The sequence below is a fragment of the Brevibacterium sp. Z349TD_9 genome (genome assembly GCF_056173565.1).
The window spans coordinates 2,088,693-2,110,228 of record NZ_CM149680.1 but is presented as its reverse complement, the minus strand read 5'-3'; the positions used below and the strand labels follow the sequence as shown (position 1 = coordinate 2,110,228).

General features: G+C 68.8%; 21 protein-coding genes. 16 read left to right on the top strand and 5 right to left on the bottom strand.

From position 1 onward, the window contains the following. Position 1: 1 nt before the first annotated feature. The gene (locus AC0VYB_RS09920) at positions 2–1,720 is read right to left on the bottom strand and encodes a 5'-3' exonuclease H3TH domain-containing protein (protein WP_475384681.1); all 1,719 of its coding nucleotides are present in this window, start codon (positions 1,718–1,720) and stop codon (positions 2–4) included. Positions 1,721–1,797: 77 nt separating this feature from the next. On the opposite strand from AC0VYB_RS09920, the gene AC0VYB_RS09915 reads away from it, so the two are divergent. Next, entirely contained in the window at positions 1,798–2,712 is a 915-nt protein-coding gene (locus tag AC0VYB_RS09915; RefSeq protein ID WP_259864734.1) for a metal-dependent hydrolase, read from the top strand. 321 nt (positions 2,713–3,033) lie between these two features. Continuing rightward, complete coding sequence (locus AC0VYB_RS09910) at positions 3,034–3,786, top strand: polyprenol monophosphomannose synthase (RefSeq protein ID WP_475384680.1); 753 nt, start codon at positions 3,034–3,036, stop codon at positions 3,784–3,786. An 87-nt stretch (positions 3,787–3,873) separates the two neighbouring features. Here the strand turns inward: AC0VYB_RS09910 and AC0VYB_RS09905 are convergent, their stop codons facing one another. Both AC0VYB_RS09905 and AC0VYB_RS09900 read right to left on the bottom strand, forming a co-directional pair. Further along, positions 3,874–4,215: an RNA polymerase-binding protein RbpA gene (locus tag AC0VYB_RS09905; RefSeq protein ID WP_009375781.1), complete on the bottom strand. Its 342-nt coding sequence runs from the start codon at positions 4,213–4,215 to the stop codon at positions 3,874–3,876. Positions 4,216–4,263: 48 nt separating this feature from the next. Then, positions 4,264–5,043 carry a glycerophosphodiester phosphodiesterase family protein gene (locus tag AC0VYB_RS09900; protein WP_475384679.1) on the bottom strand — a complete coding sequence of 260 codons (780 nt, stop codon included), beginning with the start codon at positions 5,041–5,043 and terminating at the stop codon, positions 4,264–4,266. Positions 5,044–5,098: 55 nt separating this feature from the next. Here AC0VYB_RS09900 and AC0VYB_RS09895 point away from each other — a divergent pair, with 55 nt between their 5' ends. Both AC0VYB_RS09895 and AC0VYB_RS09890 read left to right on the top strand, forming a co-directional pair. Beyond that, entirely contained in the window at positions 5,099–5,440 is a 342-nt protein-coding gene (locus tag AC0VYB_RS09895) for a hypothetical protein (protein WP_193338348.1), read from the top strand. Positions 5,441–5,576: 136 nt separating this feature from the next. Next, positions 5,577–6,341, top strand: coding sequence for a septal ring lytic transglycosylase RlpA family protein (locus tag AC0VYB_RS09890; RefSeq protein ID WP_193338347.1), 765 nt, complete (start codon positions 5,577–5,579; stop codon positions 6,339–6,341). A gap of 24 nt (positions 6,342–6,365) precedes the next feature. Here the strand turns inward: AC0VYB_RS09890 and AC0VYB_RS09885 are convergent, their stop codons facing one another. Beyond that, complete coding sequence (locus AC0VYB_RS09885) at positions 6,366–7,316, bottom strand: helix-turn-helix transcriptional regulator (protein WP_475384678.1); 951 nt, start codon at positions 7,314–7,316, stop codon at positions 6,366–6,368. Between the two features lie 63 nt (positions 7,317–7,379). On the opposite strand from AC0VYB_RS09885, the gene AC0VYB_RS09880 reads away from it, so the two are divergent. The 9 genes from AC0VYB_RS09880 (at position 7,380) to AC0VYB_RS09840 (ending at position 18,040) form a co-directional block, all read left to right on the top strand. After that, the gene (locus AC0VYB_RS09880) at positions 7,380–8,315 is read left to right on the top strand and encodes an SDR family oxidoreductase (protein ID WP_475384677.1); all 936 of its coding nucleotides are present in this window, start codon (positions 7,380–7,382) and stop codon (positions 8,313–8,315) included. Between the two features lie 111 nt (positions 8,316–8,426). Further along, on the top strand, positions 8,427–9,788 hold the full coding sequence (locus AC0VYB_RS09875) for a flavin monoamine oxidase family protein (protein WP_095375568.1): 1,362 nt from the start codon (positions 8,427–8,429) through the stop codon (positions 9,786–9,788). 8 nt (positions 9,789–9,796) lie between these two features. Next, positions 9,797–11,329, top strand: a complete 1,533-nt coding sequence (locus AC0VYB_RS09870) for an APC family permease (protein ID WP_009375763.1) — start codon at positions 9,797–9,799, stop codon at positions 11,327–11,329. Further along, a complete protein-coding gene (locus AC0VYB_RS09865; protein ID WP_009375762.1) occupies positions 11,326–11,736 on the top strand; it encodes a helix-turn-helix transcriptional regulator in 411 nt (136 codons plus the stop codon). The genes AC0VYB_RS09870 and AC0VYB_RS09865 overlap by 4 nt, the downstream gene beginning before the upstream one ends. Positions 11,737–11,761: 25 nt before the next feature. Next, the gene (locus AC0VYB_RS09860) at positions 11,762–12,172 is read left to right on the top strand and encodes a VOC family protein (protein WP_009375761.1); all 411 of its coding nucleotides are present in this window, start codon (positions 11,762–11,764) and stop codon (positions 12,170–12,172) included. A 7-nt stretch (positions 12,173–12,179) separates the two neighbouring features. Further along, positions 12,180–14,558: an ATP-binding cassette domain-containing protein gene (locus tag AC0VYB_RS09855; RefSeq protein WP_475384676.1), complete on the top strand. Its 2,379-nt coding sequence runs from the start codon at positions 12,180–12,182 to the stop codon at positions 14,556–14,558. A 102-nt stretch (positions 14,559–14,660) separates the two neighbouring features. Further along, complete coding sequence (locus AC0VYB_RS09850) at positions 14,661–15,410, top strand: transglycosylase family protein (RefSeq protein ID WP_276097488.1); 750 nt, start codon at positions 14,661–14,663, stop codon at positions 15,408–15,410. 165 nt (positions 15,411–15,575) lie between these two features. Continuing rightward, positions 15,576–16,016 carry a transglycosylase family protein gene (locus tag AC0VYB_RS09845; RefSeq protein WP_276097487.1) on the top strand — a complete coding sequence of 147 codons (441 nt, stop codon included), beginning with the start codon at positions 15,576–15,578 and terminating at the stop codon, positions 16,014–16,016. Positions 16,017–16,690: 674 nt separating this feature from the next. Beyond that, positions 16,691–18,040, top strand: coding sequence for an MFS transporter (locus AC0VYB_RS09840; RefSeq protein ID WP_475384675.1), 1,350 nt, complete (start codon positions 16,691–16,693; stop codon positions 18,038–18,040). On the opposite strand, the gene AC0VYB_RS09835 is transcribed toward AC0VYB_RS09840, so the two are convergent. After that, complete coding sequence (locus AC0VYB_RS09835; RefSeq protein ID WP_009375751.1) at positions 18,041–18,610, bottom strand: maleylpyruvate isomerase N-terminal domain-containing protein; 570 nt, start codon at positions 18,608–18,610, stop codon at positions 18,041–18,043. 139 nt (positions 18,611–18,749) lie between these two features. Here AC0VYB_RS09835 and AC0VYB_RS09830 point away from each other — a divergent pair, with 139 nt between their 5' ends. From AC0VYB_RS09830 to AC0VYB_RS09820, 3 genes are read left to right on the top strand one after another with little or no spacing between them, the layout of a single operon-like run. Further along, on the top strand, positions 18,750–19,496 hold the full coding sequence (locus AC0VYB_RS09830; RefSeq protein WP_009375749.1) for a DUF5058 family protein: 747 nt from the start codon (positions 18,750–18,752) through the stop codon (positions 19,494–19,496). Positions 19,497–19,521: 25 nt separating this feature from the next. Next, complete coding sequence (locus AC0VYB_RS09825) at positions 19,522–20,253, top strand: hypothetical protein (protein WP_009375746.1); 732 nt, start codon at positions 19,522–19,524, stop codon at positions 20,251–20,253. 45 nt (positions 20,254–20,298) lie between these two features. Beyond that, positions 20,299–21,531 (top strand): amidohydrolase, encoded by a 1,233-nt coding sequence (locus tag AC0VYB_RS09820; protein WP_475384674.1) that lies wholly within the window; start codon positions 20,299–20,301, stop codon positions 21,529–21,531. Positions 21,532–21,536: the final 5 nt, after the last annotated feature.

Sequence of the window (21,536 nt, the reverse complement as noted above, 5' to 3'; positions counted from 1 at the left end):
GTCATCGTCCTTCTGATCGGTCTGGTCGCGTCTCGATTCTAGCCTCGTCGGCGATGGGCCATGATCCGTCGACGACTGCGTCGGCGTTGCCCTTCCGTCGGAGGAAGGCCTGGAGGTCAGCGGCCTGAGCGCGCTTCCACTCGCCCTGCGCCGCCATGATCTCCTGTGGGGTGTACGCGGCGATTTCCGTGGACTTCGAAGCCAACGCTCGGGCGATGTCCAGGGCCGCTCGGGCATCGGCGGCGGCGTCGTGGGCGTCGAGGAGGGAGACGTCCCACGCCTCGGCGGTGGCCGTGAGCGTGCGCTTGCCCCGGCGGTAGCGGTCGACGCGGCGGTCGAGGATGAAGGTGTCGACGATCGCCGGGAGCAGGGAGCGCAGGTCGAGGTCGGGACGGTGCCTGCGGACCTCGGCATCGAGGACGCTGAGGTCGTAGACGATGTTGTGGCCGACGACGACGGCGTCCTCGTCCCGGAGGCCCGTGAGCTCCGTGCACAGAGCGGTGACGACCTCGACCGCGGGCATGCCGTTGGCCTGTGCGTACTCGGTGGTGATGCCGTGGACGGCGCGCGCGGCCTCGGGGATCTCGACGCCGGGGTCCGCGAGCCACATCTCCACCCGGTCGGGGTCCTCGACGAAGGCCGCAGTGACGATGCGCGCGGTGTCGGGGTCGACCCCGGTCGTCTCGAGGTCGAAGCCGACGAGCCGGGCGTGCGGCCACGCGACGCCGGCCTCGGATCTCGGTGCGTGTCGGACCGGCTGCGCCGCGGCGACCCCCGGGCCCGCCTGTGCGTCGGTGGGCGGGGCGTCGGCGAGACTGCGCAGGGCGGTGGCGAGGTTGTCGACGGAGCGGGCGATGTTCTGCCCGGCTGCCGCGGCCTCGAGGGCCTGGGCATCGAAGATCAGGGGGAGGGCATCGAGGTCGATGCCGTGGTCGACATCGGTGAGACAGGTCATCACCTCGACGGTGCGGGCGAGCATCTCCTCGGACTCGACGATCGTCGTCGCCCGCTTCACACTCAGCCCGCCGGTCTTCACCCCCGCCTTCGCGGCGGAGACGATGCCCGCGAGCGACCCGAAGCTCGTGAGCAGGGTCGCGGCTGTCTTCTCCCCGATGCCGGCGGCGCCGGGAAGGCCGTCGGAGGGATCCCCGCGCAGGGCGGCGAGCTCCCGGTAGCGAATGCCAGAGTCGACACCGTAGAGGCCGGGCAGGTCGGCGGCGGTGATCGCCTCCCATTCCCCTCCCTTGCGGGGCCGGAGCACGCTGACGTCGCGGTCGGTGTCGAGGAGGGCGAGGAGGTCGCGGTCGGGGGAGACGATGACGACGGGGGTGGCCGACTGTGCGGCGATCGTCGCGATGACGTCGTCGGCCTCCGTCCCGTCCACCTCGGCGATGGGGATGCCAGCGGCGGCGAGGACACGGCGCATGATGGGAAGCTGGGCGTCGAGTTCGGGCGGGATCTCCGTCCCCGCAGCCTCGTCCTTGATCCTCGCGGCCTTGTACTCGGGCATGATCGCGGTGCGGAAGGCCGGACGCCAGTCCGCGTCCATCGCTGCGACGACCCGGGCGGAGGAGAAGCGGCGGATCATCTGGGCGACCGCGTCGACGACGCCGCGGACCGCGTTGACCGGCTGCCCCTCGTCGTTGACGATCGAATCCGGCACCGAGTAGAAGGCGCGGTAGTACAGGGCTGGGGTGTCGACGAGTACCAAAGGCTTCACAGCCCTGACCCTACCCGACGCCCCTGACGCCGATGCCCGCAGCGGTGGACGGCAGGTGTAGCCTGGCGGCTGTGAATATGTACTACGGCGGAGACGTCTACAGCAGCGTCGACCCCTTCGCGACCGCCCTCGGCAGCGCGGACGGGACAGTGAACTTCATCGGCTCGGACGAGGCGGCCCTTGCCCTCGACCCGGAGGCGGAGAACCTCGACGGGGACTTCCTCGCCCCGGGGTTCGTCCATGCCGGTCTCGTCCTCGGGCCCGACTCGCCCACGGCGACGGCGCTGCGTGATCGCGGCATCGCCCACGTCCACGTCCTCGGCCCCTCGTCCGCCATCCGGGACTTCGTCGCCGACGCACCCGAGGACCTGCGCATCGTCGCCTATCCCGACCTCGCGGCGGGCACCGAGCGGGCGTGGCTGCCCGCGGCCGCCCTCGCCGAGCTCGAGACGCTCCCCGAGACCTCCCTCTACCTCGCCGTCGCCTCGAGCACCGAGCTCGACGCCGTCCTCGCCCGCCTCGGCGAGCATCCGGCGCACGCGCAGCGATTCGGCTATCGGCTCCTCCTCGACTTCGCCGTCCCGGAGTTCCACGTCGAGGCGCTCGGACGCTCCGGGATCGCGATCACCCTCGATCCCAGCCTCGACCAGCCGCTCGCCCCGCTGCTCGCCGCCGGCGCCCAGGTCTCCCTCGTCCTCGCCGAGGACTCCCCGTGGGCGGGAGTCCGCTCGGCCGTCCTCGGCACCCACGGCATCGGCGCGCGCGCCGCATTCAACGCCGCCACCCGCTTCGCCCATCGCGCGGCGGGCAACCCCGAAGGGGGAGTGCTGCGTCCCGGTGCCGCCGCCGACTTCGGTCGCTGGCGGGTCGAGCGGCTCGTCGTCCAGGTCGCCGATCCGCGCGTGGCCGCGTGGAGCACCGACCCGCGCTCGGGCACCCCGGGTCTGCCGGAGCTCGCCGCGGACGTCCCCCTCCCCACCCGGATCGGCTGAGCGCGACCGGACCTGCTGCGTGACTGAGATCGCTCTGCGGGCCCGAGAGCAATCCGACACGCCGAGGCGCAGAGGAATTTCTTCCCGCCGAACCTGGCCCTCACCTGGGAAGTTGATCAAAACCGCAGGTCAGAGGGATTTTGCTGGGGCGGTCGGAGCCATTAGATTCGACGATGACATTCCACCGGTCGTGGAGTGGAGCCGACGCTCCCGTCATTAGATAACTCGGTGCACTGCGCTGCTGTGACTGCACGCACACCGTGGTCCGAAGGCGGGGGTGTCGGCTCATTGTTTCGCCCCTGCGGGCGTAGGGTGGGGCGGGTGGTCTCAGAAATCCTCGTGGTCATCCCCACCTACAACGAACGCCTCGCCCTGCCGGTCACCCTCGCCGGGCTCTTCGAGCACCAGCCCGAGGTCGACGTCCTCATCGTCGATGACGGATTCCCCGACGGAACGGGGGAGTGGGCCGACGAACTCGCAGCGGTCGACCGACGCGTCAACGTCCTCCACCGCAGCGAGAAGGCCGGTCTCGGCATGGCCTACATCGCCGGCTTCGCGTGGGCACTCGAGCGTGACTACGCGATCATCTGCGAGTTCGACGCCGACGGCTCGCATCGCCCCCTCGACCTCGGCCAGCTGCTTGCTCCGGCGCTCGCGGACGAGGCCGACCTCGTCATCGGCTCCCGCTGGGTCCGGGGCGGCGAGATCGTCGACTGGCCGTACTCGCGCTTCCTCCTCTCACGCGGCGCCAACCTCTACGTCGACGCGGCGATGGGACTCGGCGTCCGCGACGCCACGGCCGGATTCCGGGCCTACCGGCGGGCTGTGCTCGAGGCCCTCGACCTCACCGGGGTGCAGTCGCAGGGGTACTGCTTCCAGATCGACATGACCGGACGCACCGTCGACGCCGGCTTCCGCGTCCTCGAGGTCCCCATCGTCTTCGTCGAACGCGAACTCGGGGAGTCGAAGATGAGCTCCTCGATCATCTCCGAGGCCTTCACCAAGGTCGCCGGTTGGGGTCTGGCCCGGCGCGGTCGTCAGCTGCGGCAGATGCTCTCGGGCCGCCGCAGCTGACCCGGATCCGTGCGGACATGACAGAGGGGGTGTCGGTCGACGGACCGACACCCCCTCATCCGAGCGTCCTGCTCGGTGTGTGCTGTCTCAGCTCTGGGCGGGAACCTCGCCGCGGCGGATCGCCAGGCGCTCGTCGAGGAGGACCTGGAGTTCGTCGAACGAGCGGCGCTCGAGGAGCATGTCCCAGTGCGAGCGCACATGCTTCTCGGGTTCGCCGTCGGGCTCGTTGACGCCGACGCGCACGCCGATGCCGTGGATGCCCGAATCCCACGTCGAGGGCACTTCCGCCTCGATGGAGAACGGAACCTTGAAGCGGGTGCCGTCCTCGCACTCGAATTCGACCATCTGCCGGGGCGCGGGCTCGACACCCTCCTCCGACTCGAGGCTGCGCGAGCCCAACTGCGTACCGCGGAGACTGCGTTCGCTCATCTCTCTTCCCTTCGACTCGACTGCAGGCGACCGTACAAAGGCAACAGTCTACCGCCTCCGGCTATTCCCCTCCGACGCCGGGTCGGCGACCCCCGAGGCGAGTGTGCGCTGGGCGAGGAGCACCTCGTCGGTGACGATCCCATCGACGCCGAGGCGGGCGAGCGTGAGCATGTCCGCAGGGTCGTCGATCGTCCAGACATGGACGACGAGTCCGACCCGGTGGGCGCGGGCGACGAAGTCCTCGGTGACGACGGGCAGACCCTTCCAGCGCATCGGCACCTGGAGTGCGTCGAGGCCCGAGCGCAGGCCGAGGAGTCCCTGCGCGGGCAGGCAGGGAAGGGAACCGAGGGCGAAGCGGGCGGTCTCACCCGTCCCGGCCGAGGTGCGCACTCCCGGCAGCGCCTCCCGCAGCCGGGTCAGGGTCGCGTCGGAGAACGAGGCGAGGCGCAGCCGGTCCTCGGCATGCCGGGTCCGGACGAAGCGGACCATCGGGCCGATCGAGTGTGGAGCTTTGACGTCGATGTTCCACTCCACGTCCGGCAGCGCGTCGAGGAGGTCGCTAAGGCGGGGGAGTCGGCCCCCGTGGAGAAGATCGATGCGGTCGACCTCCGACGCGGGAAGGTCCCGGATGAGATGCGGGACTCCGGCGATCCGGTCGAGGTCTGCGTCGTGGGCGGCGAAGAGGACGCCGTCGGCCGAGGCGTGGACATCGGTCTCCATCCAGTGCACACCGGCCCGGGCCGAGGCCGCGAAGGCGGGCAGCGTGTTCTCGCTCGTCTCCGGCCAGCGCCCGCCCCGATGCGCAATGACCTCCGGCTGGGAATTCATACCCCAATCCTAGGCGCCTGTTGAAATCCGCCCCGGGGTCGACAACGATGGAGGCATGAGCCGAGCAGAAGATCCCATCGAACCCGACTTCGTCATCGATTCGACCAAGCGCACCCCGACCCAGCGGGCCCGTTCCGTCGCCGAGCGCGCGTACGGCGCAGCGAGCAGCGGGGTGCGCAACGTCCGCGACGCCGCGAAGGGATCCCGCCTCATCGAGGCGACCGAGTCGGGAGTGAACAGGGCACTCGGCAACGTGTCCCACGCGATCGATGACGCAGTGCGCAGCGGCAAGGTCGAACGCGCCTTCGACAGGGCGCAGGAGACCGTGACCAACGGTGCCAACGGCGTCCGCCGCCTCGTCGCCCGCGCCTCCCAGCGCCGCGGCGACCGCGGGTGATCGTTCGGCGGTCAGCCGCGCGCCGCGTTGAAAATGTAACAGTTCGTTAACTAGACTGTCCTTCGGTAACGATCCGATAACCATCGGGCACAGTCAGCGTCTGTCTGGGTGCCCGCATTCACCCGAAGGACGGACAGTGGGCAAACACTCCTCGCCGACGACGAAGGGCTCATTCCTCTCCGCACTCGCGCTGCGGAAGCGGCGCAGCGGACGCCACAACCCGGAGTCGGCCGGGGGAGTGCTGGCAGCGGTCCGGTCCCGCCCTGTCCTCTCGGCGTTCGTCGTCCCCGCAGCGGCGACCGCCGCCGTCGTCGGTTCGACGTTCGCCATGGTTCCCGGTGCCGCCCAGGACTCCTCGCAAGTCGTCGCGCAGAGTCCCGTCGTCGTCGAGGCTCCCGCCGCCCCCGCTGCCGATGAGGCCCTGCAGAAGGCCGAGGAACAGGCGAAGGAGAAGCCGGGCACGGTCTCGCTCGAGGTGAAGACCCAGGCACCCAAGACCGCGCCCGCGAAGGCCGAGTCCTCGTCGTCGACGTCATCGAAGGCGAAGAGCGGCGGGGAGGCATCCGGAGGATCCGGCGCCAAGGCCTCGGGCAGCTCGTCCGGCGGCCAGTCGGGATCGTGCCCGATGTCCTACTACGGCGGGGGCGACGGCACCGACGGCAACCCCACCGCCAGCGGGGAACCCTTCGACGCGAGCAAGCTCACCGCCGCCCACAAGAGCCTTCCGCTGGGGACGAAGGTCAAGGTGACGAACACGGCCAACGGCAAGTCCGTGACCGTGCGCATCAACGATCGCGGACCCTACTCGGGCTCGCGCTGCATCGACCTCTCGAAGGCCGCCATGCAGGCCGTCGGCGGCATCAGCGCCGGCGAGATCCAGGGGAGCTGGACCGTCCTCTGAGCCCCGGCCCGTCCCGGAGCCCCCTCAGCGCCCGTTGCGCCGCACGAGGTCGCGAGCCCTGCTCGCGACCTCGTCGCGTATCCCCGGCGGGGAGACGACCGTGACCCCGGGCACCGTGAGCAGCTGGGAGACGGCGATCTCAGCGGATTCGAGGAGGATGTCGACCTCGCACTCGTCGCCGTCGGCGACCGGTTGCGCCGAGGCGATCGCTTCCGCGGTCAGCGGCCCGGGAACGGCGCGGAGGAGATCGGGGAGGGCCGCCTCGGCGAGGCGGAGACGGACCGGAGTCGTGCGGATGGCCCGGTCGAAGCCCCGCTTCGCCTTCTCCCAGAACGCGCCGAGGTCGAAGTCCGCAGGCCCGCGCACCGCCGTCCACACGGGGTCGACGTCGGTGATCCGAGCGACCCGATACGTCCGCGGCGAGCCGCCCGGCGGCTGGGCCACGCAATACCAGCGGCCGGCCTTGACCGCGAGGCCGAGGGTGATGAGGCACCGGACGACGGACTCACCGGAGCGGGTGTAGACGATGCGCACGCCACGCCGGGTGCGCAGCGCCGTGACGAGCGGCTCGAGGGCGCGAAGGTCCTCCTTCTCGGTGAACCAGTCGGGGCCGTCGACGATGACGGTGCGCGAGAAGTCCGTGTCGTCGGACTCGGCTGCGAGGATCTTCGCCCGCGCGGTGGCGAGCTCACGGGAGAGTCCGAGATCGGTGGCGGCAAGCGACCCGATGAGGACGGATTCGAGTTCGGCGCGGGTGAGACCCGACAGCGGGGAGGTCCACCCGTCGAGGAGACGGATCCCGCCGCCGGGACCGGACTCGGCGACGACAGGCACCCCCATCGAGGAGAGCTCGCCGAGATCACGGTAGATGGTGCGTTCGGTGACCTCGAGTCGCCGGGCGAGTGCGCGGGCGGTGAGCGGCGTCGAGCGCGCGGAGAGGAGGACGATCTCGGAGACGAGTCGGGCAGCCTTCACCTTGGCAAGAATAGTCGCAGTCGCTGACAGAAGATGTCAGGGATAGGCGTCCAGACTGGTCGCATGACTGATGAGACGAGACCACTGAGCGGACGGACCGCGGTCGTCGCCGGGGCCACCCGCGGGGCGGGACGGGTGATCGCCCGAGAACTCGGCGCAGCCGGAGCCTTCGTGTGGTGCACGGGGCGCTCGAGCACCGATGCACCCTCGGACTACGGGCGCCCCGAGACGATCGAGGGCACGCTCGAGCTCGTCCGGGCCGAGGGCGGCGACGGGGAAGCCGTCGTCTGCGACCACCTCGTCGCCGACGACGTCGCGGAACTGGCCGAGCGGATCGGTGCGCACAGCGAGCACCTCGACATCCTCGTGGGCGACATCGGGGGAGAGGCCTACGTCTCCTGGGGTGAGCCGTTCTGGCGCGCCGACGCGGTCAGGGGCATGCGACTCGTCGAGACCGGACTCATCAGCCATCTGAGGACGGCCCGCGCGCTGCTGCCGCTGCTCACCGCCCGACCCGGCGGACTCCACGTCGAGATCACCGACGGGACGAGCGAGTACAACGCGACGCACTATCGGGAGTCGGTATGGCTCGATGTGACGAAGACGGCGATCAGCCGCCTCGCCTTCGGCCTCTCCCACGACCTCGCCGGCGCCGAGGCGACGGCCGTGGCGCTCACCCCCGGATGGCTGCGCTCGGAGATGATGCTCGAGGGCTTCTCGACGACCGAGGAGACCTGGCTTTCCGACGCCCTCGACCCGGACCGGAGCGAACCGCCTGCTGACTTCGCCGTCTCCGAGACCCCGCAGATGCTCGGGAGGGGCATCGCCGCGCTGGCCGCCGACCCTGACCGGCACCGCTTCACGGGGCGGACCCTGTCGAGCTTCGACCTCGCGACGACCTACGGACTCACCGACCTCGACGGCTCCCGCCCCGACGCCTGGGGCTTCCTCAAGGCCAAGGACGCCGACCCCGACGCCGATCCGCTGGCGTTCCGGTGAGCGAGCGTCCCGCGTCGGCGAGACGGTCCTTCCCAAGGAACCGGCCCGTGGCTACCCTGAGTGCTACGCGCGCAGACGCGCGTGCCGCAGCGAAGGTCACGGGGGAGTGCCATGGAGAGAGTCGACGTCGTCATCGTCGGAGCGGGACCGACAGGGCTGACCGCCGCGAGGACGCTCACCGCAGCCGGCCGCTCGGTCGTCGTCCTCGAAGCCCGCGACCGGGTGGGAGGGAGGACCTGGACGGACCGCATCGACGGGCAGATGTTCGAGATCGGCGGCCAGTGGATCTCACCCGACCAGACCGCGATCCTCGACCTCGTCGACGAACTCGGGCTGAGCACCTTCCCCCGGCACCGCGACGGCGATCGGGTCTTCCTCGCCCCCGACGGCACCCGCACCGTCTACTCCGGTGACGCGTTCCCCGTCCCCGAGCGCAGGCAGTCGGAGATGGACCGCCTCATCGGCATCCTCGACGACCTCGCCGCGCGCATCGGGGCAGAGCGTCCCTGGGATGCCGAGGACGCGAAGGAGCTCGACTCGATCTCCTTCCACCACTGGCTGCGCGAGCAGTCGGCCGACGAACTCGCGTGCGAGAACATCGGCATGTTCGTCGCCGGAGGCATGCTCACGAAACCCGACACAGCGTTCTCGACGCTCCAGGCCGTGCTCATGGCCGCCTCGGCGGGATCGTTCTCCAACCTCGTCGACGACCACTTCATCCTCGACCGCCGCGTCATCGGCGGCATGCAGCAGGTCTCCGAACTCATGGCCGCCGACCTCGGGGACACGGTGGTGCGGCTGAACAGCCCAGTGCGCACGATCGACTGGTCCGGTGACCCAGTCGTCGTGAGCACCGACGACGCGCAGTTCGCGGGCACCGACGTCATCGTCGCCGTGCCCCCGAACCTCTACTCGCGGATCACCTACGTCCCCCACCTGCCGCGCCTCCAGCAGGTCTTCCACCAGCACCAGTCGATGGGGCTGGTCATCAAGGTCCATGCGACCTACCCGCGTCCCTTCTGGCGCGATGCGGGACTCTCGGGCACCGGCTTCGGCGTCGGGCATCTCGTCCAGGAGGTCTACGACAACACGAACCACGGGGAGGAGCAGGGCACCCTCGTCGGGTTCATCTCCGACGTCAACGCCGACGCGATGTGGGCCTTGGACGAGGAGGACCGCAAGCGCACCATCCTCGAGGCGATCGCCGACTTCCTCGGACCCGAAGCACTCGACCCCATCGTCTTCCACCTCTCGGACTTCGGCGCCGAGGAATGGACGCGCGGGGCGTACGCGACGAGCTACGACCTCGGCGGGCTCCACCGGTGGGGCCGGTATCAGAACGACCCGGTGGGACCGATCCGGTTCGCCAGCTCCGACATCGCCGGCCGCGGCTACCAGCACGTCGACGGGGCGGTGCGCATCGGCAGAACCACCGCTGAGACGATTCTCTCCTCCGGGCACCGATCTGATTAGATGAGCGAATGACCTCGGCAACACCCGCACCGGACCGCCCCATCGAGACCGACTCCGGACTGAGCGCGAAGGGGCTCTCAGCAGGAAAGGTCGGCGCGATCGGCGGAGCGATCATCGGCATCGCCTGCATCGCCCCCGCATACACCCTGACCTCCGGGCTCGGCCCGACGATCTCGGAGGTCGGCGTCCACACCCCGGCGATCCTCCTCATCGGCTTCGTCCCCATGCTCCTTGTCGTCTTCGGCTACCGCGAGCTGAATACGGCCATGCCCGACTCGGGCACGACCTTCACGTGGGCCACACGGGCCTTCGGACCGTGGCTCGGATGGATGGGCGGCTGGGGCCTCATCGCCGCGACCGTCCTCGTGCTGTCCAACCTCGCCGCCGTCGGCGTCGACTTCCTCTTCATCCTGCTCAGCCAAATCTTCTCCGACCCGGCGATCGCCGACCTCACACGGGTGCTGTGGATCAACATCCCCATCACCGTGGCGCTCACCGCAGTCGCCGCGTGGATCTCCTACCGCGGCGTCGAAGCCACGGAGAAGGTCCAGGTGTGGCTGGTCGCCTTCCAGGTCCTCGCCCTCGGCTGGTTCGTCATCTCCGCGCTCGTCCACGTCGCCACCGGCACCGCCTACGACCCGACACCCGTTCAACTCGACTGGTTCAACCCCGTGGCCGCAGGCGACTTCTCGACGATCGCGGCTGCCGTGTCGCTCTCGATCTTCCTCTTCTGGGGTTGGGACACCGTCATCACGATGAACGAAGAGGCGAAGGACCCGGAGAAGACCCCGGGACGGGCGGCGATGCTCACGATCTTCGCGATCGTCATCATCTACCTCGCCTGCACGATCGCCGTGATCTCCTACGCCGGGGTCGGCACCGAGGGCCTCGGGGCGGGCAACCCGGAGAACCAGGAGTCGATCTTCGCGGCCCTGGCCGGACCGATCATGGGACCCTTCGCCATCATCGTCTCGATCGCCGTGCTCTCGTCCTCACTCGCCTCACTGCAGTCGACGATGGTCTCACCCTCGCGGACGATCCTCGCGATGGGCCACTACGGGGCCCTGCCGAAGCGCTACGGCAACGTCTCCCCGCGGTTCAAGTCCCCGTCGGTGGCGACGATCACCTCGGCGGCGGCCGCGATCATCTTCTACGTCGTCATGCGGCTGCTGTCGGAGAACGCGCTGTGGGACACGATCACCGCGCTGGGCCTCATGGTCTGCTTCTACTACGGGATCACGGGACTCGCGTGCACGTGGTACTTCCGGAAGTCCCTCTTCGTCTCAGCGCGCACGGTCTTCTTCCGCTTCCTCTTCCCGCTCATCGGCGGGGTCACCCTGCTCGTCATCTTCGTCCGCACCGCGATCGACTCCCTCGACCCCGCGTACGGCTCGGGGTCGTCGGTCTTCGGCATCGGCCTCGTCTTCGTCCTCGGGATCGGGGTGCTCCTCCTCGGCGTCGTCATCATGATCGTCCAGGCGATCCGGCATCCGGCGTTCTTCCGCGGGGAGACCCTCAAGCAGGGACTCCACGCCGAGTGAGCGGTGCCGATCCCGAGCTCGTGGCCCTGCGCCGGGTCCGGGACCGGATCGACCGCGAGTACGACCGTCCCCTCGACGTCCCCGGCCTCGCCGCGGGCGTCCACATGTCCGCCGGCCATCTCAGCCGCCGGTTCGCCGCCGCCTTCGGCGAACCCCCGTACTCCTACCTCATGACCAGGCGGATCGAGCGGGCGATGGCGCTCATCCACCGCGGTGACCTGAGCATCACCGAGATCTGCTTCGCCGTCGGCTTCTCCTCCCTGGGCACCTTCAGCACCCGGTTCCGCGAACTCGTCGGAGTCTCCCCGCGCGAGTACCGGGCGGCTGCCGCCCACGGCGCCCATGCGCTGCCGAGCATCGTCGTCAAGGCCGCGCTGCGACCGGTCAGGAATCGAGAAGTCCCGTGAGCACCCCCGCATCTAGGATGAGGGCATGGACATCTCGATCAACGCCAGCTTCCTGCCGCACGTCGACGCCGAGGCGTCGCTGACCTTCTACCGTGACGTCCTCGGCTTCGACGTCCGCCTCGATGTGGGGGAGGGACAGATGCGGTGGATCACCGTCGGCCCCTCCGGCCAGCCCGACACGTCGATCGTGCTCACCCCCGCCGTCGTCGACCCCACCGTGAGCGAATCCGAACGGGCGGCCATCGACTCGCTCATGGCCAAGGGCAGCTATGCCGCGATCGTCCTCGCCAGCCCCGACGTCGACACCGCCTTCGCCGAGGTGGAGGCCAAGGGCGCCGATATCGTGCAGGAGCCGATGGACCAGCCCTACGGACTGCGCGACTGCGCTCTGCGCGATCCCGCCGGGAACATGATCCGCATCCAGCAGCGGGCGTGAGGCGCCGATGACTCAGCCAGCGGACAGCCACGACCTCATCCAGGTGCGCGGGGCGAGGGAGAACAACCTCAAGGACGTCTCCGTCGACGTGCCCAAACGCCGACTCACCGTCTTCACCGGGGTCTCCGGCTCCGGCAAGAGCTCGCTCGTCTTCGGCACGATCGCCGCCGAGTCCCAGCGGATGATCAACGAGACCTACAGCGCCTTCGTCCAAGGGTTCATGCCGACGATGGCCCGGCCCGACGTCGACGTCCTCTCGGGCCTGACGACGGCGATCCTCGTCGACCAGGAGCGGATCGGATCGAATCCGCGCTCGACCGTCGGCACTGTCAGCGACATCAACGCGAAGCTGCGGATCCTCTACTCCCGCCTCGCCGAACCGAACCTCGGGTCTCCGAACGCGTATTCGTTCAACGTCGCGACGATCAGCGGCAAGGGAGCGGTGACGATCGAGAAGGGGGAGACGAAGGAGGTCGAGCGGCGCACCTTCACCGTCAACGGCGGCATGTGCCCGCACTGCGAGGGCATGGGCACGGCCACCGACATCGACATCAGTGAGATCGTCGACGAGTCGAAGTCGATCAACGACGGGGCGATCACGATCCCCGGGTTCAAGGTCGGCGGGTGGTCGGTGCGGTTCTACTCGGAGTCGGGGCTCTTCGACCCCGACAAGCCGGTGGGCGAGTTCACCGAGTCCGAACGCCATGCCCTGCTCCACCTCGAGGGCGAGAAGATCGTCATCAACGGGACGAACATGACCTATGACGGTCTCATCCCGCGGATCAACCGTTCGTTCCTCTCCGAGGACCGCGACGGCATGCAGAAGCACATCCGCGAGTTCGTCGACCGGGCCGTCGTCTTCACCGTCTGCCCGGAATGCCAGGGGACCCGGCTCAATGCCGCCGCACGGTCGTCGCTGCTGGCGGGGAAGTCGATCGCCGAGGTGTGCGCGATGGAGATCTCCGACCTTCCCACCTGGCTCGATGAGATCGACGATCCCACGGTCGCCCCGCTCCTCGACTCCCTGCGCGAGACGGTGCAGGCATTCGTCGACATCGGGCTGGGCTACCTCTCCCTCGAGCGGTCGTCGGGGTCGCTGTCCGGGGGAGAGGCGCAGCGGATCAAACTCGTGCGCCACCTCGGTTCGGCGCTCACCGACGTCACCTATGTCTTCGACGAACCGACGATCGGCCTCCACCCGCACGACATCGAGTCGATGAACCGGCTGCTCCTCCAGCTCCGGGACAAGGGCAACACGGTCCTCGTCGTCGAGCACAAACCGGAGACGATCGGCATCGCCGACCACGTCGTCGACCTCGGTCCCGGTGCGGGCAGCGCCGGGGGAGAGATCTGCTTCACCGGCACCGTCGAGGACCTGCGCGCCTCAGGGACCCGCACCGGTGAGCACCTCGGGTTCACGGCCTCCCTCAAGGAGGAGACCCGCATCGGCGAGGGTGCGCTCGAGATCAGGGGAGCGAACGGCAACAACCTCCGCGACATCGACGTCGACATCCCACTCGGCGTCCTCACCGTCGTCACCGGTGTCGCCGGGTCGGGCAAGAGCACGCTCATCCACGACTCCCTCGTCGGGCGCGAGGGCATCGTCGTCATCGACCAGGCCCCGATCAAGGGGTCGAGGCGGTCGAATCCCGCGACGTACACGGGCATGCTCGACCCGATCCGGAAGGCCTTCGCGAAGGCCAATGGCGTCAAGCCCGCGCTCTTCAGCGCGAACTCCGAAGGCGCGTGCCCGGTGTGCAACGGCACGGGGATCATCTACTCGGACCTCGGGGTCATGGCAGGGATGTCCGCACCGTGCGATGTCTGCGAGGGCAAGGGCTTCCAGGCCGCCGTGCTCGAGTACACGTTCGGGGGCCGCAGCATCCGCGAGGTCCTCGACATGCCCGCAGCCGAGGCGGTCGACTTCTTCTCCGCGGGGGAGTCGAAGGTGCCCGCGGCGGCGCGGGTCGCCCGCACCCTCGTCGATGTGGGGCTCGGCTACCTCAGACTCGGTCAGCCGCTGACGACGCTCTCCGGCGGTGAGCGGCAGCGGCTCAAACTCGCCACCCACCTGTCGGCGAAGGCCGCCGAGGCCGCCTCGGTCATCGTCCTCGACGAACCGACGACGGGCCTGCACCTGGCCGACGTCGAGAACCTCCTCGGCCTCCTCGACGGACTCGTCGACTCCGGACGCACGGTCATCGTCATCGAGCACCATCAGGCGGTCATGGCGCACGCGGACCACCTCATCGACCTCGGTCCCGGTGCCGGTTACGACGGCGGACGCATCGTCTTCGCGGGGACCCCGGCCGAGCTCATCGCGGACGGGTCGACGCTCACGGCACGCCACCTCGGCGAATACGTGCGGGAGGGCGCCGTCGTCTGAACGCCCGATATGGACACGGTCGGGGGAGTCGATTACCGTGAGCAGGGGTTCGGTGACATCCGAGGCTTCTTCCCTGTCCACCTCACAACGGAGACGACCACTGTGAAACTCCTCACGACTCATCTGCACCGAACCGCCGCGCTCGTCGGTGCCGCCGCACTGGCCGCAGCCGGACTCCTCGGCGTGGGAGCGCCCTCGCAGGCTGACGAGGCGAAGAGCGTCTGGGATCGCGTCGCCGCATGCGAATCGAGCGGTGACTGGAGCATCAACACCGGCAACGGCTACTACGGCGGGCTGCAGTTCTCCCTGCGGACGTGGAAAGCATTCGGTGGTGAGGGGATGCCGCACGAGGCCAGCCGCGAGGAGCAGATCCGCATCGCGCAGAAGACCCTCGCCGTCCAGGGCCCCGGAGCGTGGCCGACGTGCGGGAAGAAGGCCGGTCTGACGAAGGAGAACGGCGCCGCCGACGACGGCCGGGCCGACGAACCCAAGAAGGACGAACCGAAGGCTGAGGAGCCCAAGGACGAGTCCAAGGCGGACGAACCGACTGAGGAACCGAAGAACGACGAGCCGACCGAAGAGCCGAAGGCGGACGAACCGAAGACGGACGAGGACTCGACGAACGACGAGCCGAAGCAGGACGAGCCCAAGGCTGAGGAGCCCAAGGCTGAGGAACCGGCCGATGACCCGCAGCCCGAAGACCCCAAGGACGACGACTCGACGACCGAGGACGAATCCCTGACTGAGACCCCGGACAGCGAGGGTGCCGACACCGACGACGGTGCGGACGAGAACTCGTCGAACGCCAACGACACGGGCCTCACCGGGCACGTCATCGATCTCAACAAGTGATCGGTCGACGGGGGAGCACGACCATTCAGGGCACGGTGACCGAGCTCTGAGCCGATTCCCACGCGCACTCGGCGGACATGAACGTACATCTTCGTTAGGTTGTATAACGGTTCGGTAACGGCCGGACCGATGGACCGAATGCAATCGACCTCGGGAGATGACATCGTGAAACTCGCCACGACTGACCTGCGCAGAACGGCACTGCTGGCCGGCGTCGGAGCGATCGCCGCAGCCGGACTCGTCGGCATGGGCGCACCGGCACAGGCCGCCGAGTCCGAAGGAGTCTGGGACCGCGTCGCCGAATGCGAATCCGGCGGAGACTGGAGCATCAACACCGGCAACGGCTACTACGGCGGCCTGCAGTTCTCCCTGCAGACGTGGAAGGCATTCGGCGGTGAGGGAATGCCGCACGAAGCGAGCAAGCAGGAGCAGATCAGCGTCGCACAGAAGACGCTGGCCGAACAGGGTCCTGGCGCGTGGCCGACCTGCGGTGAGAAGGCCGGTCTGACGAAGGAGAACGGCGCTGCGGACGACGGTGATGGCGGATCCGACGACGGCGGCGACTCCGGCGAAGTCGGACTCGGCGGATACAGCGTGACGAACTGAGCGGTTCGCGCTGACGAGATCGCCAACTGCGGTGAACTCGACCTGCAGAGAACTCCCTGTGGCCGTGGGCGGTGCCGCACCGTCCACGGCCACAGTCGTCCTCGCGGAAGTGACGGGCATTGTCGCGGTATCGCGCAACCTTGTACAATGCGCCGATAATATACATTATGTTAACTACACTGATTGGGCCGGCTCCCCTCGAGTCGGCAGACTCGCATCGGCAATTCGTTCTCTGGCTCGGCAGCTCGCGTCAGCAGATCAGCTGCTGACGCGCCAGTCAGTCGCCACCTCGGCTAGCCTCGGCAATGAGTCGCCGACCTGCGCCGCTGAACGTCCATCGCCGTCTGCAGTGCACGTGCCCTCTGTGGTTCACGCGTCGTCCAGAATTCATCTGCCATCAGCGGTTCATGGACGCCCTCGGTCCGCGCATCCCGCAAGAATATGGCACTGCATGCCACTCGCCCCTGCGTCCTCGAGTATCAGCGCACCTGTGTACGATGCGGCTCCCTGACCACGAATGACTACGCGTGTACTGAGATCGACGACTGCCTCAGTCCCCCGATTCCGGTCTCATTTCCCACAGGATCCGTTGACTGTTCGAACGTGCGATCAGTAAAGTGAGTGTGATCGCGGCCACACTGCTGGTCGGATGACTCCACGACGCAAGGAAGCTCATGGTCCTCCAGCCCACTCCCCCTGCCACGACGACACATCCGGGATCCGAGTCCCGCCGGAAGGCGTGGTCGCTCACCGCCCTGCTCGTCGTCCTCTACGTCGTCAACTACGGCGACAAAGCCGCGTTCGGCATCATCGCCCAGGCCCTCAAGGACGAACTCGGCATCAGCGCGGCGCAGATCGGACTCGTCGGCAGCCTCTTCTTCTTCGCCTTCACGATCGGCGGGTTCTTCGCCGGGGCGCTCAACCGCTGGATGTCGCTGCGCACCGTCCTCCTCGTCCTCGCCCTCGTCTGGGCCGCGGCCATGCTCCCCCTCGTCGTCTCGCCGACCTTCGCCGTGCTCGTCGTCTCCCGCATGCTCCTCGGAATCGCCGAAGGACCGAGCTCTGCGCTCATCCACACCGCCGCATATTCGTGGCACCCCACCGAGCGCCGCGGCTTCCCGGGTGCCCTGCTCGCCAGCGCCGCCTCGGTCGCGAAGATCGTCCTCGCTCCCCTGCTCGCCTACCTCTCGGTGGCCTACGGGTGGCGCAGCGCGCTCATCACCATGGCGGTCATCGGCATCGTCTGGTGCGTCTTCTGGCTGCGTCTCTGGGAGGTCGGCCCCTACATCCCCGCGAAGGCGACCGGCCCCGCGAAGGCGAGCGGTCCGACGAAGAAGGCGCGCCCGGACACCGGTGCCGACGAGCCCAGGGTGCCGTGGTCGCGGATCCTGCTCACTCGCACCTTCCTCACCGGGGTGCCGCTCGTCGCGAGCATCTACGCCCTCGTCACGGTCGTCCTCACCTGGCTGCCGTCCTACTTCGAGGTCGGGCTCGGCTTCAGTCGCCTCGAGGCCGGATCGATGCTCGCGATCCCCTCGGTCGTCGGCCTCATCAGCCTCATCGGCGGCACCCTCCTCTCCGACTTCCTCCTCGCCCGCGGGTGGTCCTCCCGGTTCGTCCGCATCGTCGGACCGTCCCTGCTCGTCATCGTCGGTGGCGGGATCCTCTTTCTCCTCCCCTCGATCGAGAACCCGGCCGCGGCCGTCGCGATCGTCTCGATCGGCTACGGTGTCGGGGTCGTCGTCCTCCCGCTCTCCAACGCCGCGGTCTCCGAGATCTGCCCGCCCGAACAGACCGCGGGCACCCTCGGCATCTTCCTCGCGCTCATGGCCATCGGCGGTCTCATCGGCCCGTACGTCACCGGACTCATCGTCGACGCCGCCGCGAGCCCCGGCGACGGCTACGCGACCGCGTTCCAGGTCCTCGGCGTCGCCGCCGCGCTCAGCGCGCTGCTCACGCTGATCTTCGCCGATCCTGAACGGGACAAGGTCCTCGTCCGCGGTGATAATGCCCGGTCGTCGTGATCAGGGGGTGCGTCCGGAGAGCAGGAGCACGCGCTCGGCAGCGGTGACGGACGCGCTTGCCTTCCGAGGCGGAGCGTACCCGCCGGTCGCGCCGAGCGAGACGATGAGGTCGCCGAGCTGGGACTCGATCCACTCGGCCAGCGACTCCTCGACCGGCCAGGCATGACCCGTTCCCGTCGAGAGGTCGGCGGCGTGAAGCGTGAGTTCGAGGATCCGCATCCGCACGAGCTGATGGCCGGAGATCGGTCCGATCCGGTGGGCGACATCGCGGTCGAGGTCGCACTCCCCCGCACTCGCCCGGAAATCCCGTTCGCGTTCCCAGAACGCGGCGAGCGGATCCTCGCCGAGGTGGTCCTCGGCTCTCGTCGCCTCGACCGCTGCCGGATCCTCCTGCCGCAGGAGCATCGCGTAGCGCAGTCCCCCGCCGACGAGGTGGTTGACGAGGTCCCGGTTCGTCCACCCCGCGCACCCGCTGGGACGGTCGACCGCCTCGGCGCCGAAACGACCGAGGGCCGTGACCCAGCACCGCTCGGCACAATCGAGCTGGGCGTCGATGACGGGATCGGGCATAGCCCGATTCTCCCACGGGCACGACCGGGTGACACGGGTTCTCATCAGGTGGGAAATCCTGAGAGAACACTGTGAGACCTGCCGGATTCGGGTTATGTTGCTCTGACAAGGCATTCACGACGGCGTGAGGAGTCCGACGATGGTGACGGCGAGCGGCACTGCCGACTACCTGCCCCTGGCGAACGCCCCTCTGCTCTGGATCCTCGCACTCGCGGTCATGGGCGTCGTCGTGGTCCAGTCGCTCATCTACATGTCCGCAGTGCGCAGGAACGCGGAGTCGGCGGGGATGACCCAGGCCGAGGTGACGCGGGCCTTCCGGGCCGGAGGCGTCGCGGCGATCGGGCCGTCGCTGGCCGTCGTCCTCGTCGCGATCGCCCTCCTGCCGCTCTTCGGCACTCCCCCGGTCATCGTCCGCGTCGGCCTCATCGGCTCGGCCGCCACCGAGGTCGCCTCCGCCTCGATCGCGGCGGGCACGATGGGGGCGAATCTCGGCGATGCGACGTTCACCCGCGGCGTCTTCATCGTCGCGCTCATGGCGATGAGCCTCTCGGGGGCGGGGTGGATGCTCGCCACGCTCATCCTCACCCCGATCTTCCGCCGCAGCTCCCACAGGCTCGAGAAGGTCAATCCCGCGCTCATGTCGATCATCCCCGGGGCCGCACTGCTGGCCGCCTTCGCGGCCCTGACCTTCCGAGAGATCCCCAAGTCGCCGACCCACATCATCGCGATCGCCGCGTCCGCCGCCGTCATGGCCGTCTGCCTCCTCCTCGCCCGCACCCTGCGCCAGTCCTGGCTCAAGGAGTGGGCGCTGGGGATCGCCGTGCTCGCCGGACTCGTCGCCGCCTACTTCGCCCACTACGCCGGTCTCGGCGTCGCCCCGAGCTGATCGACCCGCACAGAGGAGCCCGACCATGCCGCCTTCCATCACCACACCTTCCCACGAGGCGTTCGAGAGGACGACGACGAAGTGGGGCTCGATCACGCTCTTCGCCGGGTTCCTCATCGCCACCTCGGTGCCGTTCTATCTCCTCTTCGTCGCGCAGGCCGACATCACCGTCGGCGACATCCTCACGGCATTCCTCGCCGTCTTCGCCGTCTACGGCGTCTTCTACATCGTCGAACCGCTCACCTACTACCCGATCCTCGGCCCGGCCGGGATGTACCAGGCGTTCATGATCGGCAACATCGCCAACAAGCTCCTCCCCTCGGCGATCGTCGCTCAGGACACGATCGGGGCGAAGCCGGGGACCCGACGAGGCGAGTATGCGGCGACGATGGCGATCTGCGGTGCCGCCCTCATCCACGTCTTCTCCATGGTCCTCTTCGTCGGCGTCCTCGGCACCTGGCTGGTGACGATCATCCCCGAGGGCATCACGCTCATCGCCCAGCTCTACATCCTCCCGGCGATCCTCGGCGGGGTGACCATCCAGCTCATCGTCTCGCTCCGGCAGGTCAAGGCGACGATCATCGCGCTCACCGTCGCCGCCCTCGTCATCCTCGTCCTCATTCCGATCGTCCCCGTCCTCGCCCCCGGGGACGTCGCTATCGTGGTCCTCGTGACGATCATCATCACGTGGTTCACGAGGAACAAGGCGGTCACCGACGTCCGCGACCCGGGTGACGATCCGACCGGCATCAACTGAGACCGTGACCCATGAGACCCTGACCCTGCGAGAGACAAGGACACCATGTCGCTGAACACCGAGATCGCCACCGCGATCACCGACACCCTCGCCGAGGCGGTCGCCGACTACGAGGACTTCCACCGCTCCCCGGAGCTCTCGATGCAGGAGATCGAGACCGCGAAGGCGATCGCCGACGAGCTCGAGGCCCTCGGCCTCGTACCGCAGGCCTTCGGCGGCACCGGGGTCGTCGCAGTCATCGAGAACGGCGAGGGACCCGTCGTCGCCTACCGTGCCGACACCGACGGGCTGCCCATCGCCGAGGACACGGGCCTGCCCTACTCCTCCACCGCCGAAGGCGTTCTCCCCGACGGCACGCGGACCCCGGTCATGCACGGGTGCGGGCATGACACGCACATCACCGTCGGCCTCCACCTCGCCCGTGTGCTCACCGCCCACCGGGAGGCCTGGTCGGGCACCGTCGTCCTCCTCTTCCAACCCGGTGAGGAGACCGCGGCGGGTGCGAAGGCGATGCTCGAGGACGGTCTCTGGGAGACCGTCGCCACCCCCGAGGTCGTCTACGGCCAGCACGTGTGGCCGGGGCGTGCCGGCGACATCTACGTCTCCTCGGGCACGGCGATGGCGATGTCCGATTCCCTGCGCGTCACCGTCCGCGGCCGGCAGGCCCACGGCTCACAGCCGGAGAACGCGATCGACCCGATCGTCCTCGGAGCCTTCATGATCACCCGCCTGCAGACCGTCGTCTCCCGCGAGATCTCGGGCCGGGACGCAGCCGTCGTCACCGTCGGAACCTTCCACGGCGGGCTCAAGGAGAACATCATCCCCGAGACCGCGGAGTTCACCCTGAACATCCGCACCTTCGACGAGGATGTCCGTGACACCGTCCTCGACCGGGTGCGCCGGATCATCGCCGCCGAGGCGCAGGCATCGGGGGCACCGGAACCGATCATTGAGGAGATGCACTCCTTCCCCCGCTGCTTCAACGATCCCGACGCGACCGCGGCCTTCGTCTCCGCGACCGAGGCCGAACTCGGTTCCGCCCACATCCATGTCGTCCCGGCAGTCACCGGCAGCGAGGACGTCGGGGCCTTCGCCGACGCGATCGGGGTCCCCCTCGTCTACTGGTTCTTCGGCGGGTACTCCCCCGCCGACCTCGACGGCGACGAACCCCCGGCCGGCAACCACTCCCCGCACTTCGCCCCCGACGACGTGCCGACGACGCTCGAGACCGGCCTGCGGGCGGCCCTGACCGCCGTGCTCAGCCGGGTCGGGAAGTGAGCGGC

What these genes read in the sequence shown, in the direction of transcription:
- AC0VYB_RS09915 (WP_259864734.1), top strand. Translation starts at nt 1,798, where the DNA reads ATGTACTACGGCGGAGACGTCTACAGCAGCGTCGACCCCTTCGCGACC.
- AC0VYB_RS09905 (WP_009375781.1), bottom strand. Translation starts at nt 4,215, where the DNA reads ATGAGCGAACGCAGTCTCCGCGGTACGCAGTTGGGCTCGCGCAGCCTC.
- AC0VYB_RS09900 (WP_475384679.1), bottom strand. Translation starts at nt 5,043, where the DNA reads ATGAATTCCCAGCCGGAGGTCATTGCGCATCGGGGCGGGCGCTGGCCG.
- AC0VYB_RS09895 (WP_193338348.1), top strand. Translation starts at nt 5,099, where the DNA reads ATGAGCCGAGCAGAAGATCCCATCGAACCCGACTTCGTCATCGATTCG.
- AC0VYB_RS09880 (WP_475384677.1), top strand. Translation starts at nt 7,380, where the DNA reads ATGACTGATGAGACGAGACCACTGAGCGGACGGACCGCGGTCGTCGCC.
- AC0VYB_RS09875 (WP_095375568.1), top strand. Translation starts at nt 8,427, where the DNA reads ATGGAGAGAGTCGACGTCGTCATCGTCGGAGCGGGACCGACAGGGCTG.
- AC0VYB_RS09870 (WP_009375763.1), top strand. Translation starts at nt 9,797, where the DNA reads ATGACCTCGGCAACACCCGCACCGGACCGCCCCATCGAGACCGACTCC.
- AC0VYB_RS09860 (WP_009375761.1), top strand. Translation starts at nt 11,762, where the DNA reads ATGGACATCTCGATCAACGCCAGCTTCCTGCCGCACGTCGACGCCGAG.
- AC0VYB_RS09855 (WP_475384676.1), top strand. Translation starts at nt 12,180, where the DNA reads ATGACTCAGCCAGCGGACAGCCACGACCTCATCCAGGTGCGCGGGGCG.
- AC0VYB_RS09840 (WP_475384675.1), top strand. Translation starts at nt 16,691, where the DNA reads ATGGTCCTCCAGCCCACTCCCCCTGCCACGACGACACATCCGGGATCC.
- AC0VYB_RS09835 (WP_009375751.1), bottom strand. Translation starts at nt 18,610, where the DNA reads ATGCCCGATCCCGTCATCGACGCCCAGCTCGATTGTGCCGAGCGGTGC.
- AC0VYB_RS09830 (WP_009375749.1), top strand. Translation starts at nt 18,750, where the DNA reads ATGGTGACGGCGAGCGGCACTGCCGACTACCTGCCCCTGGCGAACGCC.
- AC0VYB_RS09825 (WP_009375746.1), top strand. Translation starts at nt 19,522, where the DNA reads ATGCCGCCTTCCATCACCACACCTTCCCACGAGGCGTTCGAGAGGACG.
- AC0VYB_RS09820 (WP_475384674.1), top strand. Translation starts at nt 20,299, where the DNA reads ATGTCGCTGAACACCGAGATCGCCACCGCGATCACCGACACCCTCGCC.